This window comes from Streptomyces liliifuscus (genome assembly GCF_016598615.1).
Taxonomy (GTDB): Bacteria; Actinomycetota; Actinomycetes; order Streptomycetales; family Streptomycetaceae; genus Streptomyces; species Streptomyces liliifuscus.
Genome location: NZ_CP066831.1, coordinates 4,363,701 through 4,379,204, shown reverse-complemented (window position 1 = coordinate 4,379,204; position 15,504 = coordinate 4,363,701). Strand labels below are relative to the sequence as shown.

General features: G+C 70.1%; 14 protein-coding genes. 9 read left to right on the top strand and 5 right to left on the bottom strand.

What is annotated here, in order from left to right; genetic code table 11:
- Positions 1 to 66 precede the first annotated feature (66 nt).
- Positions 67 to 822, bottom strand: coding sequence for a decaprenylphospho-beta-D-erythro-pentofuranosid-2-ulose 2-reductase (locus tag JEQ17_RS18490; RefSeq protein WP_200396277.1), 756 nt, complete (start codon positions 820 to 822; stop codon positions 67 to 69).
- Positions 823 to 901: 79 nt separating this feature from the next.
- Complete coding sequence (locus JEQ17_RS18485) at positions 902 to 2,257, bottom strand: FAD-binding oxidoreductase (RefSeq protein ID WP_200396276.1); 1,356 nt, start codon at positions 2,255 to 2,257, stop codon at positions 902 to 904.
- A gap of 132 nt (positions 2,258 to 2,389) precedes the next feature.
- Here JEQ17_RS18485 and JEQ17_RS18480 point away from each other — a divergent pair, with 132 nt between their 5' ends.
- From JEQ17_RS18480 to JEQ17_RS18465, 4 genes are all read left to right on the top strand, one after another.
- Positions 2,390 to 2,911 carry a phosphatase PAP2 family protein gene (locus tag JEQ17_RS18480; protein ID WP_200396275.1) on the top strand — a complete coding sequence of 174 codons (522 nt, stop codon included), beginning with the start codon at positions 2,390 to 2,392 and terminating at the stop codon, positions 2,909 to 2,911.
- Positions 2,904 to 3,851, top strand: a complete 948-nt coding sequence (locus JEQ17_RS18475; RefSeq protein ID WP_200396274.1) for a decaprenyl-phosphate phosphoribosyltransferase — start codon at positions 2,904 to 2,906, stop codon at positions 3,849 to 3,851. Before JEQ17_RS18480 ends, JEQ17_RS18475 begins: the two co-directional genes overlap by 8 nt.
- Before the next feature lie 62 nt (positions 3,852 to 3,913).
- On the top strand, positions 3,914 to 4,357 hold the full coding sequence (locus tag JEQ17_RS18470; RefSeq protein ID WP_200401569.1) for a GtrA family protein: 444 nt from the start codon (positions 3,914 to 3,916) through the stop codon (positions 4,355 to 4,357).
- Positions 4,345 to 5,394, top strand: a complete 1,050-nt coding sequence (locus JEQ17_RS18465) for a YihY/virulence factor BrkB family protein (RefSeq protein WP_200396273.1) — start codon at positions 4,345 to 4,347, stop codon at positions 5,392 to 5,394. The genes JEQ17_RS18470 and JEQ17_RS18465 overlap by 13 nt, the downstream gene beginning before the upstream one ends.
- Here the strand turns inward: JEQ17_RS18465 and JEQ17_RS18460 are convergent.
- A complete protein-coding gene (locus tag JEQ17_RS18460) occupies positions 5,348 to 6,679 on the bottom strand; it encodes a D-alanyl-D-alanine carboxypeptidase family protein (RefSeq protein ID WP_407700155.1) in 1,332 nt (443 codons plus the stop codon). The genes JEQ17_RS18465 and JEQ17_RS18460 overlap by 47 nt on opposite strands.
- Positions 6,680 to 6,824: 145 nt before the next feature.
- Here JEQ17_RS18460 and JEQ17_RS50055 point away from each other — a divergent pair, with 145 nt between their 5' ends.
- The 4 genes from JEQ17_RS50055 (at position 6,825) to JEQ17_RS18445 (ending at position 10,666) form a co-directional block, all read left to right on the top strand.
- Positions 6,825 to 7,067, top strand: a complete 243-nt coding sequence (locus JEQ17_RS50055; RefSeq protein ID WP_055615755.1) for an SCO4848 family membrane protein — start codon at positions 6,825 to 6,827, stop codon at positions 7,065 to 7,067.
- A 14-nt stretch (positions 7,068 to 7,081) separates the two neighbouring features.
- Positions 7,082 to 8,413, top strand: a complete 1,332-nt coding sequence (locus tag JEQ17_RS18455) for a metallophosphoesterase (protein WP_200396271.1) — start codon at positions 7,082 to 7,084, stop codon at positions 8,411 to 8,413.
- A 204-nt stretch (positions 8,414 to 8,617) separates the two neighbouring features.
- Positions 8,618 to 10,168: an ABC transporter substrate-binding protein gene (locus tag JEQ17_RS18450; RefSeq protein WP_200396270.1), complete on the top strand. Its 1,551-nt coding sequence runs from the start codon at positions 8,618 to 8,620 to the stop codon at positions 10,166 to 10,168.
- A gap of 96 nt (positions 10,169 to 10,264) precedes the next feature.
- Positions 10,265 to 10,666 (top strand): ATP-binding protein, encoded by a 402-nt coding sequence (locus tag JEQ17_RS18445; protein ID WP_200396269.1) that lies wholly within the window; start codon positions 10,265 to 10,267, stop codon positions 10,664 to 10,666.
- Between the two features lie 116 nt (positions 10,667 to 10,782).
- On the opposite strand, the gene JEQ17_RS18440 is transcribed toward JEQ17_RS18445, so the two are convergent.
- The gene (locus JEQ17_RS18440; RefSeq protein WP_200396268.1) at positions 10,783 to 12,228 is read right to left on the bottom strand and encodes a sensor histidine kinase; all 1,446 of its coding nucleotides are present in this window, start codon (positions 12,226 to 12,228) and stop codon (positions 10,783 to 10,785) included.
- Positions 12,225 to 12,914, bottom strand: a complete 690-nt coding sequence (locus tag JEQ17_RS18435; RefSeq protein ID WP_189837259.1) for a response regulator transcription factor — start codon at positions 12,912 to 12,914, stop codon at positions 12,225 to 12,227. The genes JEQ17_RS18440 and JEQ17_RS18435 overlap by 4 nt, the downstream gene beginning before the upstream one ends.
- 168 nt (positions 12,915 to 13,082) lie before the next feature.
- Here JEQ17_RS18435 and JEQ17_RS18430 point away from each other — a divergent pair, with 168 nt between their 5' ends.
- Positions 13,083 to 15,503, top strand: a complete 2,421-nt coding sequence (locus JEQ17_RS18430; protein WP_200401568.1) for an MMPL family transporter — start codon at positions 13,083 to 13,085, stop codon at positions 15,501 to 15,503.
- Position 15,504: the final 1 nt, after the last annotated feature.

The window sequence follows — 15,504 nt, the reverse complement described above, 5'->3', positions numbered from 1 at the left end:
TGTGGGCTTGTCGCGCAGTTCCCCGTGCCCCTTACGGGGCCGCTCCCCCCGCCGAACGTCGTGCTCCTAGATCGGCAGGCGGCGGAACACCGCCCGCGGTACGTGCCTCAGTGCCGACATGACCACCCGCAGTGCCCCCGGTACCCACACCGTCTCGGAGCGTCGGCGCAGGCCCGTCTCGATGGCTGTGGCGACCGCCTCGGGGGTCGTCGCGAGTGGGGCCTCCGGCAGGCCCGTCGTCATCCTGGTGCGGACGAAACCGGGGCGTACGACCATCACGTGGACGCCCGTTCCGTACAGGGCGTCGCCCAGGCCCTGGGCGAAGGCGTCGAGGCCTGCCTTGCTGGAGCCGTAGATGAAGTTGGCGCGGCGGGCGCGCTCGCCTGCCACCGAGGAGAGCACGACCAGGGAGCCATGGCCCTGGGCCTGGAGGGCCCGCGCGCACACCAGGCCCGAGGACACCGCGCCCGTGTAGTTGGTCTGCGCGACCCGGACCGCCGAGCCGGGCTCGTTCTCGTCGCGCGACTGGTCGCCGAGGACACCGAACGCGAGCAGTACGAGATCGATGTCGCCCTCGGCGAAGACCTTGCCGAGGGCGGTCTCGTGGGCGTCGGGGTCGAGCGCGTCGAAGGCGACCGTACGGACGTCCGCGCCGAGGACGCGCAGGTCGGCGGCGGCCGTCTCCAGGGCGGGCGAGGGGCGGCCGGCGAGCCACACCGTGCGGGTACGGCGGGCGATCAGCCGCCGTGCGGTGGCCAGCGCGATCTCGGACGTGCCGCCGAGGACGAGCATGGACTGGGGGGCACCGAAGGCGTCCTTCATGAGACCGAACTCCTATGGAGAGATTCAGATGGAGAGATTCAGAGAGAGTGGGAAAACCGAACTCACCGAGCGGCTCGTCTCAGAGGCCGAGGCGGCGGGACAGGTCCGAGGTGAAGACGGAACGCGGGTCCAACTCCTCGCGCAGCGCCCGGAAATCGCCCAGCCGCGGATACATCGCCGAGAGCAGTTCGGGCCGCAGCCGGGAGTCCTTGGCGAGGTAGACACGCCCGGCTGCAGCGGTCACCTCCTCGTCCAGCTCGTCCAGGAAGCCGTCGAGCCCCGGCAGGTTCGCGGGGATGTCCAGGGCGAGGGTCCAGCCGGGCATCGGGAAGGACAGCCAGCCCGGATCGCCCTCCCCGAAGCGCTTCAGGACGGCGAGGAAGGAGGGGCAGCGGCGCTGCGAGATGCGGTGCACGATCCGGCGCAGGGCGTCCTCCTGGCCGTATCCGACGACGAACTGGTACTGCACGAAACCGCCGCGCCCGTAGACGCGGTTCCAGTGCGGCACGCCGTCGAGCGGGTGGAAGAAGGTGGAGATCCGCTGCAGTTCGCCGCTGCGCGCGCGGGGCGCCTTGCGGTACCAGAGCTCGTTGAAGAGGCCGACCGTCGTCCGGCCCAGCAGTCCCTCGGGCATCCAGGCGGGGGCGGCGGGCAGTCGGCCGGGACGGAACTCCAGCGGGGCTCTACGCGCGCGCGTGCGTTCCGCCAGCGCCTCCAGGGGAGCGTGATCGCCCCGGGTCAGCACCGAACGCCCCATGGACGCGCCGCGGGCCAGCAGATCGATCCAGGCGACCGAGTAGCGGTAGCGGTGGTCGGTGGCCGTGAGGCGGGCCATCAAGTCGTCCAGGTCCGTGGCGCGTTCCGTGTCGACCGACATCAACGAGGTCGCCACCGGCTGCAGCCGGACAGTGGCCGTGAGGATGACACCGGTCAGGCCCATACCGCCCGCCGTCGCGTCGAAGAGGGGCGTGCCGTGGCTCACCGTACGGATCTCGCCGTCCGCGGTCAGCAGTTCGAAGGAGAGCACATGGCGGGCGAACGAGCCGGACACATGATGGTTCTTGCCGTGGATGTCCGCGCCGATCGCCCCGCCGACCGTCACATAGCGCGTCCCGGGCGTCACCGGCACGAACCAGCCCAGCGGCAGCAGGACTTCCATGAGGCGGTGCAACGAGACGCCCGCGTCGCACAGCACGGTCCCCCCGTCGGCGTCGATGGCGTGGACGCGGTCCAGGCCCGTCATGTCGAACACGGCCCCGCCCGCGTTCTGCGCCGCGTCCCCGTAGGCCCGTCCCAGGCCCCGTGGGATGCCCCCGCGGGGCCCGCACTCCCGGACGGCCGCCGCGGCCTCCTCGTACGAACGAGGGCGGATCAGAAGGGCGGTGGTGGGGGCGGTGCGGCCCCACCCCGTGACGGAAACCGTGTCGGCAGGCATGCACGCGACCGTATCGCCCGAAAGTGACGGCTAGTTCCCTAACATCCACGCTCTCCCCGAAATGGGTGATTAATGGGATGTCGCTCAATATTGCCGGAGTTCCAGCCGTGTTGACGTGAACAGTGAGTCCACATGGACCACCACGACGACGTCCCCGACCTGGACCACCGGATCCTCACGGCCATCCACGCCCGCGGCGCCGCCCCACGTGTCGCCGCCGCCGCGCGGGCCCTGTCCCTGGCCGGCGAGCACGGCGCGCTGTGGCTCGCGGCGGGCCTCGCCGGAGCGGCCGTCGACCGGGAGCGGCGTGGCGCCTGGCTGCGCGGCACGGCTCTGACCGCGGGCGCGCACCTGGCCAGCATGGGTGTGAAACGGCTCGTGCGCCGCCCGCGCCCAGGACACGTCGAACCCCTGGTCCGCACCGCGGGCCGGCACTCCTTCCCCAGCTCGCACGCCACCTCCGCGGCGGCTGCGGCCGTGGCCTTCGGAGCGCTCGGCGCGCACGCGGTGCCCCCGCTGGCCGCCGCGATGTGCCTCTCGCGGCTGGTCGTCGGCGTCCACTACCCCTCCGACGTGGCCGCGGGCGCGGCACTCGGCGCGATGACGGCCCGGCTCGGGGCCCGCTGGATGACCGGAGGTCGGGACCATGGCTGACACGGCCCTTCTGGAGAGCACGCGCAAGAAGCACGAGAAACAGCCCGCTCTGGAGAAAAGTGGCCTCCTAAGAGGGCTGATCAGGACCGCCCGTCCGAAACAGTGGGTCAAAAACATCCTCGTGGTCGCCGCCCCGGCGGCGGCCGGTGAGCTCTTCTCGCGCCACGCGCTCACCCAGATCGCGCTCGTCTTCGTGCTGTTCACGGCCTGCGCCGCCGGCGTCTACCTGGTCAACGACGCCCGGGACGCCGACGCCGACCGTGCCCACCCCGTCAAGCGCCACCGGCCGGTCGCCGCCGGACAGGTGCCCGTACCGGTCGCCTACTCCGTGGGGATCGCGCTCGCCGTCGTCGCCCCTACCGTGGCCGCGTTCCTGTGCTCCCCGCTCACCTCGGCCCTGCTGACCGCCTACCTGGGCATGCAGTTCGCGTACTGCATCAGCCTCAAGCACGTCCTCGTGATCGACCTCGTCGTGGTGACCACCGGGTTCCTGATGCGGGCCATGATCGGGGGCCTCGCGCTCGGGATCCCGCTGTCGCGCTGGTTCCTGATCACCACCGGCTTCGGCGCGCTGTTCATGGTCTCCGCGAAGCGCTACTCCGAAGCCGTGCAGATGGCCGGGAAAGCGGGCGCCACGCGCGCGTTGCTCACCGAGTACACCACCGGCTACCTGCGCTTCGTCTGGCAGCTCGCGGCCTCGGTCGCCGTCCTCGGCTACTGCCTGTGGGCCCTGGAGGAGGGCGGCGTACCCCACACCAGCGTCCTGCCCTGGCGGCAGTTGTCGATGGTCGCCTTCATCCTCGCGGTCCTGCGATACGCGGTGTTCGCCGACCGCGGCACCGCGGGCGAACCCGAGGACGTCGTCCTGCGCGACCGCGCGCTCGCCCTCATCGGCGTGGTGTGGCTCGCGATGTACGGCCTGGCGGTGGCCAACTGGTGAGCCACGCACAGCGGCTGAAGACCCCCGGGCCCCAGCCTCGGCTCCAGGCCCACCCCCAGTCACTGCCGAGGTCGCGGGCCCGGCGCCCCGGAGCCCAGGAACTGCTCGGCTTCGCCGCCGCCGGGCTCCTCGCGTACGCCGCCGATCTCGCCCTCTTCGTCTGGCTGCGCGGCCCCGTCGGACTGGACCCGCTCACCGCAAAGGCCCTGTCGTTCGTGGCGGGCTGCTCGGTCGCGTACGCGGGCAACGCGCTCGGCACCTACCGCCACACGACGACGGGGGGCCTGCGCCGGTACGCGGTCTTCTTCGCGGTGAACATCGCCGGCGCCCTCGTCCAGCTGCTGTGCATCCTCATCAGCCACTACGGCCTCGGTTTCACCTCCCCGCGCGCGGACACGGTGTCGGGTTCGGGAATCGGCATGGCGTTCGCCACTGTCCTGCGGTTTTGGGGTACCCGGACATTGGTTTTCCGAGGCGAGGGCAGAGTCGGATCATGGACTGGCTGAAAAAGCTCCCCGGCGTGGGCCCGTTGGTCACACGTCTGATGGCCACGCACGCGTGGCGCTCGTACGAACGGCTGGACCGGGTGAAGTGGACGCGGCTCGCCGCCGCGATGACCTTCATCAGCTTCGTCGCGCTGTTCCCGCTGATCACCGTCGCCGCCGCGATCGCCGCCGCGACGCTCGACAAGGAGGGGCAGGAGAAGCTGCAGGAGAAGATCGCCGAGCAGGTGCCGGGCATCTCCGACCAACTCGACATCGGCGGCCTCGTCGACAACGCCGGCACGGTCGGACTCATCGCCGGCGCGCTGCTGCTGTTCACCGGCATCGGCTGGGTCGGTTCGATGCGCGAGTGCCTGCGCGCGGTCTGGGAGCTGCCGGACGAGGAGGAGAACCCCTTCCTGAGCAAGCTCAAGGACGGCGGCGTACTCGTCGGCCTCGGCGGCGCCGTGCTCGTCACGCTCGCCGCCTCCACCGTCGCGTCGAGCGCGGTCGGCTGGACGGCACGGCTGTTCGGCATCGACGAGGACGGCTGGGGCGGGGTGCTGCTGCAGACCGCCGCGTTCGCAGTGGCCGTCCTCGCCGACTTCCTGCTGCTTCTGTACGTCCTGACGCTGCTGCCCGGAGTCCAGCCCGGGCGGCGTCGGCTCGTGGTCGCCGCGCTCATCGGGGCGGCCGGGTTCGAGCTGCTGAAACTGCTGCTCAGCGGCTATATGCAGGGCGTCGCGTCGAAGAGCATGTACGGGGCGTTCGGGGTGCCCATCGCATTGCTGCTGTGGATCAACTTCACCTCGAAGCTGCTGTTGTACTGCGCCGCCTGGACTGCGACGGAGCACGAGGAGCCGGCCGGGTCCGAGGAGTCGGCCGAGCCCGACGAGTCCACCCCGGAGGACGGAACGGCCGGGACCGGCGGGCCCACCGGAGCTGGCACGGTCGCCGACTCCGGCGGATCCACCGGCATCGGTAAACCCACCGGCATCGGCAAGTCCGCCGGTGTCAGCGGCGGCGGCGCATCAGGTCGGGCAGCGGCCAGCGGCGGTTGATCACGAAGACACCGGCCGCGAGGAGCACGAGGACGCCGCCCGTGATCGCCAGCGCGATGCCGACGCCGCTCGAACCCTCCGTCTCCGCCGAGGCCGCGACGGGCTTCGAGGAGGCCTCGCCGTCGCCCGAACCGCCCGCCTCGCCGGAGGCGTTCGCGCCCGGCTGCGCGTCCGTGTCCGCGCTCTTCGGCGGCACCAGCTCGCCCACCGGGTCGACCTTGCCGGACGCCTGGAAGCCCCAGTCGAGGAGCTTCGCGGTCTCCTTGTAGACCTGGTCGTGCTCCTCCTTCTCGGGGTTCATGACCGTGACGAGCAGCACCTTGCCGTCGCGCTCGGCGACACCCGTGAAGGTCGAACCGGCGTTCGTGGTGTTGCCGTTCTTCACACCTGCGATGCCTTTGTAGGCGTCGAGACCGTAGTCGCCGGTGAGCAGCCGGTTGGTGTTCTGGATCTCGAAGGACCCGCGGGTCGTCTTGCCCTTCTTGTTCTTCTTGGTCTCGCCGGGGAACTTCGCGCGGACCGTCGAGCAGTACTCCCGGAAGTCCTTCTTCTGCAGGCCGGAGCGGGCGAACAGGGTCAGGTCGTACGCCGAGGACACCTGCCCCTTCTCGTCGTACCCGTCCGGGCTGACCACGGTCGTGTCGAGGGCCTGGAGCTCCTCCGCGTGGGCGTTCATGTCCTTGACGGTCTGGTCGACGCCCTTGTTCATCGCGGACAGGACGTGGACCGCGTCGTTGCCGGAGCGAAGGAAGACGCCGAGCCACAGATCGTGGACCGTGTACGTCTCGTCCTCCTTTATGCCCACCATGCTGGAGCCCGAGCCGATGCCCGCCAGGTCGGACGGCACGACCTTGTGCTTCTCCGTCTTCGGGAACTTCGGCAGCAGGGTGTCGGCGAACAGCATCTTCAGCGTGCTCGCCGGAGGCAGCCGCCAGTGCGCGTTGTGCGAGGCGAGGACATCGCCCGACTCGGCGTCCGCGACGATCCAGGACCGGGCGCTCAGGTCCTTCGGGAGGACCGGGGCGCCGGTGCCGAGATTCGCCTGGGTGCCGGACCGGCCGAGCTGGGTGCCGCCCACGGTCGACATGTTCGCCGGGGGCGTGGCCGACGGACTGGTCGACGACTTGCCGGACGGCGAGGTCGACGTCGACGGAGTCGCCGACGGAGTCGAGGAGGGCTTGTCGTCCGCGAGGGCCGGCGCGGTGGCGGTCGCGGTGAGCGCGAGCGAGAACGACAACAGGGTGGCGGAGGTGACCAGCAAGGAGGACTTGGCGGTCTTTTTCATGGCGGGCACGGTCGAGAACGTACAGGGCGAGGGGCGGGAAGTCGCGCGGCCCTCCTCACCGTGGCTCGTACGATTGCGGTCGTTCCCGCTGTGGCCCTCCCCACCCCGGGCGCCGGTGCCGTTCGACGGCGGCGATACTGAACCCATGAAGCTCAGCCGTCCCGTCTCCTGGTTCCTGCTCGCCTTCGGAGTGTGGAGCTGGGTCATCTGGATCACTTTCGTCAAGAACCTGTGGAAGGACGGGAGTGGGCTCGCGTTCGACGACGCGGGCGATCCGACCGGGTACTTCTGGGTGCACCTGACGCTCGCCGTTGTCTCCTTTGTCTTGGGGACGGTCGTCGGGGGCATCGGGTTGCGCGGTGTTCGAGCCTTGCGTCATACGTCATAACGGGGAGTCTCCGCGTGATCATCGTGTTCGTGGTCCTGGTCCTGGCCGTGTTCGGCGGCCTGCACTGGTACGTGTGGCGTCGGATGGTGCGCGACACGACGGCGCGGCCGGGAGTGGCCCGTCGGGTGGGCACCGCCCTGGTCGTCGGCGGACCGCTGGTCATGTTCGCGGCGATCGCGTCCGAGCGGGCCGGGGCGCCGTTCTGGCTGCAGCAGGTGCTGGCCTGGCCCGGGTTCCTGTGGATGGCCTTCTCGCTCTATCTCCTGCTGGCTCTGCTGGTGGGGGAGGTCGTGCGGCCGTTGCTCCGGCGGGTGCTGGAGCGGCGTTCGACACCCACGGTCGAGCCGGTGGGCGTACGCGAGAGCGCACCCGTACCCGCGCGAGTCCCCGACCGGGAAGCCGAGCTTTCTTCCCGAGCCGAGTCCTCCTCCGAAGCCGAGGCTGAGGCCGGAATCGAAACCGAGGCCGAGGCCGAGGCCAAGCCCGATCGTGCCGAGAAGCCGGAGCCCGCGGCCACCGGTCCCTCGCGTCGCCTCTTCGTCTCGCGCGTGGTCGGCGGGGCCGCCGCCGCCGCAGCTGTGGGGACCGTCGGATACGGGACGTACGGCGTCCTGCGCGGGCCCAAGGTGAAGCGGGTGACCGTGCCCCTCGCCAAACTTCCCAGGTCGGCTCACGGATACCGGATCGCCGTCGTCAGTGATGTGCACCTCGGGCCCGTACTGGGGCGTGGGTTCGCGCAGAAGGTGGTCGACACGATCAACTCGACGCAGCCCGACCTCATCGCGGTCGTGGGAGACCTCGTCGACGGCAGCGTGAAGGATCTCGGGCCCGCGGCCGCGCCCCTCGCCCAGTTGAGGGCACGGCACGGGTCGTTCTTCGTCACGGGCAATCACGAGTACTTCTCCGGCGCCGAGGAGTGGGTCGCGCGCGTACGGGAGTTGGGGCTGCGCCCGCTGGAGAACGCCCGTACGGAACTGGCCGATTTCGATCTCGCCGGGGTCAACGACGTGGCCGGTGAGGACGAGGGGCAGGGACCCGACTTCGTCAAGGCGCTCGGTGACCGGGACCGGTCGCGGGCATGTGTGTTGCTGGCACATCAGCCGGTGCAGATCCATGATGCCGTCGACCATGGCGTGGATCTTCAGCTCTCGGGGCACACGCACGGCGGCCAGTTGTGGCCCGGCAGCCTCATAGCGGATCAGGCCAATCCGACCCTCGCCGGTCTGGAGCGGTACGGGGACACGCAGTTGTACGTGTCGCGGGGCGCCGGTGCCTGGGGGCCGCCCACGCGGGTGGGCGCGCCGTCGGACATCACGGTCGTGGAGCTGGCTTCCAGACAGGCCTGAGGCGCACACGTCACGCCGGGGAGCGAGCTGTGGAAGCGGCCGGAAACCATCGCTTGGTCAGCTTTCTCCCAACACTCCCCATAAGCCTTTCCCTGCCCGAAACCCCTGTGGTTGAGTGCCTCGCGCCACCGGGGAGTGGCATGAGGAGCCACTGGGGGAGTGGCGGGATCGAGCCACGGGACAGTGGCTCCAGGAGGGGCGCCGATGCGATCGGTTCGCATACGGATTCTCGCGGTGGTTCTGGTGCTGGTCGCCGTGGGTGTGGGCGGCTGGCAGCTGCTGCCGACGGGCGGCGGCGGGTCCATCACCGTCGGTACGACGGACGCGGTGACGGCCCTCGATCCGGCGGGCGCCTACGACGCCGGATCCTGGGACCTGTTCAGCAACGTCTTCCAGTCGCTGCTGACCTTCGAGCCGGGCGGCGCGGACCCCGTGCCGGACGCCGCCCGGAGCTGTGGATTCGTCGGTACGGGCCTGACCACGTATCGGTGCACGCTGAAGGCGGGCATCACGTTTCCCAGCGGGCACAGGATGACCGCCCAGGACGTGAAGTTCTCCTTCGACCGGGTCAGGTCCATCGACTCGGCCGTGGGACCCGCCTCGTTGTTCGACACGCTGGCTTCGGTGGACGCGAGCGGGCTCACCGTCACCTTCCATCTGTCGTCGCCGGACGCCACGTTCCCGTTCAAGGTCGCCACCGGCGCCGGTTCGATCGTCGACCACACCCGCTACTCCGGGCACTCTCTGCGTACCGACAACGGGGTCGACGGTTCGGGACCGTACACACTGAAGACTTACACGAAGGATCAGCGGGCCGTTCTGACGCCCAACTCCCGCTATCGGGGGGCGGCGCAGAGCAAGGGTGAATCCGCCGTCGTGCGCTACTACGCGACCCCTGAGAAACTCGATGCCGCGTGGAAGGCCAAGAAGGTCGACGTCGTCTCGCGCACGCTGCCGCCGAAGGTGCTCGCCGGGCTGTCGCCGAGCGACCCGGGCCATCGCGTCACGGAGGCGGCCGGTGCCGAGACCCGCAATCTGTACCTCAACGTGCGAGCGGGATCGCCGCTCCACGACCGCCGGGTACGGCAGGCGCTGGCCCTGCTGGTCGATCGCGACGAACTGGCCGCGACTACGTACCAGGGCACGGTGGATCCGCTCTACTCGCTGATCCCCGCGGGCATCACCGGGCACACGGCCTCCTTCTTCGACGCCTACCCGAAACCCGACCCCGCGCGGGCGAAGTCACTGCTCGCGGCAGCCGGGGTGAAGGTGCCCGTGCGCTTCACCTACGGCTACGCGAAGGGAAAGGACGCGGCAGGCGCGGAAGCCGCCGAGCTCAAACGGCAGTTGGAGCGGGGCGGACTGTTCCAGGTGACGCTCAAGGGCTACGAGTGGACCGACTTCCAGAAGCGGTACGCGGACGGCGAGCTGGACGCGTACGCCGTCGGGTGGGTCGCCGACTTCCCCGACCCGGACAACTTCACCGCGCCGCTGGTGGGCACCGGCGGCAGCATGAAGAACGGCTACAGCAGCAAGGACGTGGACCGGCGGATTCAGGACAGTCGGCAGTACGCGGACCGCAGTCGCACCGAGGGGGACTTCCGGGCGGTACAGGACGACGTCGCCCGCGATGTTCCGCTGGTTCCGCTGTGGCAGCGCAAGGACTACGTACTGAGCAGCGAGGCCGTGGGCGGCGGCCAGTACCTGTCGGACGGCACCGGAGTCTTCCGGCTGTGGAGCCTCGACCGGATCTGACGCGTTCGCGCGGGGTTGACGATTGCGTCAGTGACGCGATGGGCTCACCCCACGCAGCACCTTGTGACGAAGGTGTGCGTGGGGTGAGGAGCAAATGTGTTGAGACGCAACTCCTTCCGGCTGCCCCGGCATCCGGCTTCGGTCGGGCTCGCCCGGCGCCGGGTGCGTGACCATCTGTCGAACTGGGGGCACAGCAAGGGGGAGCAGGCGTTCGAGGACGTCGTGCTGCTCGTGTCCGAGCTGGCGACGAACGCGGTGCGCCACGGGCCGCTGCTGGAGCGGGAGTTCGAGGTCGCGGTCACCGTACTCGCGGACGGCTCCTGCCTCATCGAGGTCTCCGACGAGAGTCCCGTCCAGCCCCGCCTGCGGGTGGTCGGAGAGTACGACGAGGAGTCCGGTCGAGGCCTGACCATGGTGGAACACCTCACAACCGCCTGGGGAGTATGGAGCCGAGGAAGATACGGCAAGACGGTATGGGCACTGGTCCCGGCGGCATAGCGCCTGTGTGGGGGACGAAGGACAGGGGCGCAGCCCCGTCCTTCAGGGGCGCGGGGAGCTGCGCGACAAGCCCCCACCGGCCCGCAGCCAACAACGCACCGCAAGCCCCATGAACATCACCCCGCACAAGCCTTCGCAGGCAACGTAACCGTCACCGCCAACCCCTCCCCCGGAGCCGTCCGCACCTCCACCTCACCCCCATGGGCCACGACCACGCCCTGAACGATGGCCATCCCGAGCCCGCTGCCTGCGCCCCCACCCGCCCGGAAGAACCGGTCGAAAATCCGCGAGGCGTCATCCTCCTCAAGACCGGGCCCCTCGTCGGAGACACAAAGACGCACAACCCCGTCGACCCGCTCCAGGCCGAGCGTGACCGCGACATCCGCCGGCGTGTGCGTCCGTACGTTCGCCACGAGGTTGCCCAGGACCTGACGCAGGCCCGACTCGTCGGCGTGTATCAGCAGGGCCCCGTCGGCGCCCACGGACACCGGCCGCTCGGGCTGCTGGGCCCGCAGATCCTCGGCCGCGTCACGCACGAGACGGCTCAGGTCGACGTTCTTGAAGCGCAGTTCGGGCTGCTGGTCGAGGCGGGCCAGGGTGAGCAGCTCGTCGACCAGGCGGGCCATGCGGTCGGCCTCACCGGTCATCCGGTCCCAGGCCCGCTTGCGCTCGCCGGGCTCGCGCAGCATGCCCTTGTCGTACAGCTGGAGGTAGCCGCGGATCGCCGACAGCGGCGTGCGCAGTTCGTGGGAGGCGTCCGCGACGAAGCGGCGCAGCTGCGTGGCGCTCCGCTCACGGGTGCGGTACGCCGACTCGACCTGGTGGAGCATCGAGTTGAGGGCGAGCCGCAGCTGCTCGACCTCCTGGGTCGGGTGGTGGCTGGAGGGCACGCGCCGGGCCAGATCCCCCTCGGCGATCGCCGACGACGTCTCGACCATGTCCTCCAGGGGCCGCAGCCGGCGGCTCACGCTGAGCATGGTCAGTACGGCGAGGAGCGCCAACAGCAGGACACCGAAGGTCAGATCGAGCTTGAGGGCCTTGGCCATGCCCTTGTGCAGGGCGTCCGTCGAGGTGGCCAGCAGGATGGTCGTGCCGTCCGTGAGGGAGACACCTATGACCCGGAACGGGGCGCCGTCCACGCTCACGTCCCGCGGCTCTGCGTCGCCGGTGAGGGACTGGGGGTCGTCCACGGCCGCGGCCAGCGCCCGCTGGTTCTCCGTCGGTTCGAAGGTGCCGATCGTGAGGGTTTTTCCCTTCGCGTCGACCATGGCGAAGAGGGAGTCCGAGTTCGGCGGCCCCTGCGATTCCGGGATCTTCCCGTCGCGGACGAAGGCCAGCGCGCTCATCGAGTCGATCTGCCGCGCCGTGAGCTGCGTACTCCCAAGTGAGTCCCGCGTCTTGAGCAGCTCCGAGTCGACCTGGTCCAGCAGGTAGTACCGCATGCCCATCAGGCTGACCGCCGTCGCCACGATGATGCCGAGCGCCAGCAGCGCCACGTTGGCCAGCGTCAGCTTGCCGCGCAGCGAGTGGATGCCATGGCTGTGGTGGTGGCGGAAGATCATGCGAGCCCGTATCCGACGCCCCGGCGTGTCGTGATCACCGGGGCGCCGAGGGCGTCGAGTTTGCGCCGCAGATAGCTGATGTACGTCTCGACGACGGTCGACTCGGCCGAGTGCTCGTACTGCCAGACGTGGCGCAGGAGTTGCTCCTTGGGGACGATCCGGCCGCCGTTGCGCACGAGGAAGCGCAGAAGCGCGTACTCCGTGGGGGTGAGTTCGACCGAGCGGCCCGCGCGGTGCACCGAGTACGTCGTCTCGTCCAGCTCCAGGTCTCCGTAGCGCAGGGGCGGGCGCTCGGGGAGGACGTCGGCCGGGCGGGTGCGGCGCAGGACCGCGGTGATGCGGGCGATCACCTCGTCGATGTTGAACGGCTTGGTGATGTAGTCGTCGCCGAAGGCGAGCGCGCCGACGATCTCCGCGGGTGCGTCCCGCGCGGTCAGGAACACCAGGGCCAGGTCGGGCTGTTTCGCGCGCAGTTCGCGGCCCAGCGCCCGGCCGTCGCCGTCCGGGAGCATCACGTCGAGGAGCGCGGCGTCCGGGCGGGTGCGCTCGGCCAGCGTCAGCGCCTGGCGCACGGTCCCCGCCGTCATCACCTCGAAGCGGTGGTAGCGCAGAGCGATGGCCAGGACGTCCGCGATGCTCGGTTCGTCCTCGACGACCAGGACGGTCGCCCCCTCGTGAGCGGTCATGTCCCCAGTATCGGCGCGGGCACTGACAACGGGGCCGGGTCGTGCCTTGGAGTTCCTTGTGAGTCATGGCCGAGTCGTGTCCACGGGTGCGCGCCACCCCGATGCTGAGCCGCAGGACCTGGGGGACCGACCGACGACCGATCTAAGGAGCGTTGAGGCGTGACGACATTGGCACGGTGGTGCTATCGGCACCGGCTGGTGGTCCTGTTGTTGTGGGTGGGGGCGCTGTTGGGGCTGGGCTTCGCGGGATCCGCCGCGGGCACGAACTACGCGGACACCTTCACCCTTCCGAACACGGACTCCACGCGCGCGTACGACCTGATGGAGAAGGCCTTCCCGGAGCGCTCCGGCGACACCGACACGGTGGTGTGGAAGGTCGACGACGGATCCGTACGGGACGATTCCGTACGCTCCCGGATCGAGCCCGCCCTGGAGGAGATCGGGCGGATGAAGGGCGTCGGCGACGTCAGCAGCCCGTACGCCGCCCAGGGGGCCACCCAGATCAGCGAGAACGGGCGGATCGCCTACGCCCAGGTGACCTTCACCGAGCAGGCGAACGGCGTCCCCAAGGAGCTGGTCCAGGACGTCGTCGACACGGCACAGGACGCCGAACGCGCCGGCCTCCAGGTGGAACTGGGCGGCCAGGCGATCACCCGGATCCAGGAACCGCCCACCGGTATCGCCGAGATGGTCGGCATCCTGGCCGCTGCCGTCGTCCTCTTCCTCGCCTTCGGCTCGCTCTTCGCGATGCTGCTGCCGCTCGTCGTCGCGATCGCGGCCCTCGGCACCGGCCTGATGGCGACCTCACTGCTCAGCCATGTCACCGACGTACCCGAAGTGGCCCCACTGCTGGGCTCGTTGATCGGTCTCGGCGTGGGCATCGACTATGCCCTGTTCATCGTGACGCGGCACCGGCGGGGCATCCTGCGCGGCATGAAGCCCGAGGAGGCCGCCGTCACGGCGCTCAACACCTCGGGCCGTGCCGTGCTGTTCGCGGGCGGCACGGTGTGCATCGCGCTCGCCGGCATGCTCGTGATGAACATGCGCTTCCTGGACGGCGTGGTCGTCGCGACCTCGCTGACCGTCGTGCTCAGCGTCCTCGCCGCGACCACCCTGCTGCCCGCGCTCCTCGGCCTGCTCGGCATGCGCGTCCTCAGCCGCAAGCAGCGGCGCAGGCTCGCCGAGACGGGACCGGAGCCGGCCGAGGCGAGCGGCCTTGCGGCACGCTGGTCCATGTACGTGCAGAAGCGGCCGCGCTCGATCGCCGCCGGGGCACTGGTCGTGATGGTGATCCTCGCGCTGCCCGTCCTGTCGATCCGGCTCGGCGCCACCGACCAGGGCAACCACAAGGACTCGACGACGACACGCCAGGCGTACGACCTGCTCGCCGAGGGCTTCGGGCCCGGCTTCAACGGCCCGCTCCAGGTGGTCGTGGACGGCGGCGACACGGACGCGCTCGTGTCGACCATCCGCTCGACCGAGGGCGTCGCCCAGGTCGCCGCCGCGCCGCCCTCCCAGGGCGTCACGGTGATCCAGGTCGTGCCCACCACGTCACCGCAGTCCGAGAAGACGGACCAGCTGATCGACCGGCTGCGGGACGACGTGATCCCGGAGTCCGGAACCGAGGCCCATGTGGGCGGAGTGACCGCCGTCTTCAAGGACTTCGCGGCCGTCACGGGGGACCGGCTGCCGTACTTCGTCGCGGCGATCATCACGCTCGGCTTCCTGCTGCTGATGGTGGCCTTCCGCTCCCTGGTGGTGCCCCTGACGGCAGCCCTGATGAACCTCATCGCGGCCGCCGCGTCCTTCGGAGTGCTCGTCGCGATCTTCCAGTGGGGCTGGGGCACGGAACTGCTCGGCATCGGCAAGGAGGGGCCGATCACCGCCTTCCTGCCGGTCATCATGCTGTCGCTGCTCTTCGGGCTCTCGATGGACTACCAGGTGTTCCTGGTGAGCCGTATGCACGAGGAATGGGTGCACACCAAGGACAACGCGCGGGCGGTCCGGGTCGGCCTCGCCGAGACCAGCCGGGTCATCAACTGCGCGGCTTTGATCATGATCTGCGTGTTCTCCGCGTTCGTCCTCAGCGGCGACATGGAGGGCGCGATGGCGGGCATCGGGCTCGCGGCGGCGGTCGCGCTGGACGCGTTCATCCTGCGTACGGCGCTGGTGCCGGCCGCGATGCACCTCCTGGGGAACTCCAACTGGTGGCTGCCCGCCGGTCTGGAGAAGCGGCTGCCGCATCTGGCCGTCGAGCCCCGCGAGGAGGAGGTCTCCGAGCCCCACGCGCGCGTGCCCGACGACACCGACGGCGGTTCGACCGTGATCCACGGCTTCGTCCGCACCCCGGACGGCGCACCCGTAGAAGGCGCCGCGCTGACCCTGCTCTCCAAGGGAGGCCGTCAGCTCGACCGGGTGACGTCCCTGGCCGACGGCTCGTACATCGTTTCGGTGCCCTCCGCGGGCTCGTACCTGCTGGCCGTGACGGCCGCCGAGCACCCCTCCCGCGCCCGGCACGTGATGGTCGGTGCCGAGCCCCTGGTGTACGACGTGGAACTCGCGGAGGACGAGGTGGACGCCGTGAACTGAC